Below are 1,400 nucleotides of genomic sequence, written 5' to 3'. Positions count from 1 at the left end.
CGGCGTTAACCAACCCAGCCTATGGCCCAGATATCTACTGGCGTGGCCGCGTGTGGCTGGATCAGTTCTATTTTGGGGTAAAAGGGATGGAGCAGTACGGTTATCGTGCTCAGGCGGTGGAGTTGGCAAATAAGCTGTTCCGTAATGCCAACGGCCTGACGCAAGACGGCCCGATCCGTGAGAACTACAACCCAGAAACCGGTGCTCAGCAAGGCGCACCGAACTTCTCTTGGAGTTCAGCGCACTTGTATATGCTGTATCACGGCTTTTTCAGTGCGGATAAAAAGTCGTAACGATAACGCTAAACAGTAAATAAAAGGCCGGTTGCTTGTGCTTCCGGCCTTTTTATTTATCTGCAGGTACGTATGGATTTGTTTTGCGTTTTAATAGTTGAGGTTAGGCCTATTGCAAAACGTAATTTCTATGAGTTTAAATATATTTATTGTGGGTGCTGTTTTTCTGCGTCGGCTCTCAGTTATTTTTTATTCCCTTTGTTTTCAGTGTGGTTATAGATGGCATTTTTTTGTGTTGTACCGGTAAATGTTTTTCCTAAATACCTGTTTACAAGGGGACACCATAATTAATTACTTTTAAGTCAAGATAGTCACGCGTCTTTTTTTGTCCATTAAATATCTGTGTGGAGTGATATTTTCCGTACGCGATATAAAAGCCGACATTTTAAGTCGGGTAAAATAATCAAGAGAATGACAAAATGGCTAATCTGGTATGCAAGAAGCACGTAATATTCGCGCTACTAAATGCGGTGGGCATACTTTCATTACCACATGCGCAAGCAGCGTCGACAAATAACAACTCAGATTTACTGGCACACTATCAACAGCAAGGGATCGTGGATATTGGCGCCCAATTGGGTGCGTCGGTCGTCGCCATGACGCCATCAGGGCAATTTGCGGTGGGAGGAATGACTTTATCGCAAGGTTCACAAGCGTTTTTATGGAGTGCGACACAGGGAATTTCCTTATTACCGGTTCCCTATGCATTACGCGGTGGGATCAGTCGAGCATCAGCCATCAGTAATGATGGGCAATATATCGTGGGTTTTGTCGATTATAATCCGTCGACTACCTCCGGGGCGGTCAGTCAAGCCGTCATGTGGCTCGGTCCACATCAAGTCAGTGTTTTACCCACATTAAACCCACAACTGACCGGTTCAACGGCCAATGCGATTAGCGGTGACGGTGCCATTATTGCCGGCGCTAGTACAACCGCTGACGCCACCTTACATGCGGTGTATTGGGAACGTGAAACGTCCGCTATTCATGATTTGGGGTCATTAAATAGTGCCGCAGGGCAAGATTTTTCCAATGCCCTCGCGCTCAACCAAGACGGGACCATTATTGTCGGCGTAACCAATACCACCGATGGCACTTTTCGAGCAT

The 1,400-nt window shown here is 46.4% G+C and carries 2 protein-coding genes; both read left to right on the top strand.

Features of this window, described 5'->3' with window-relative positions; genetic code table 11:
* The coding region (locus ACRC27_RS07505; protein WP_438639559.1) for an MGH1-like glycoside hydrolase domain-containing protein at positions 1-293 on the top strand (293 nt) is incomplete at its 5' end.
* 419 nt (positions 294-712) lie between these two features.
* Positions 713-1,400: hypothetical protein (locus tag ACRC27_RS07500; RefSeq protein WP_438639558.1), on the top strand; the 688-nt coding region annotated here is incomplete at its 3' end.

This window comes from Plesiomonas sp. (assembly GCF_051650925.1).
Taxonomy (GTDB): Bacteria; Pseudomonadota; Gammaproteobacteria; order Enterobacterales; family CAMTGL01; genus Plesiomonas.
This window is presented reverse-complemented; position numbering and strand designations above follow the sequence as displayed.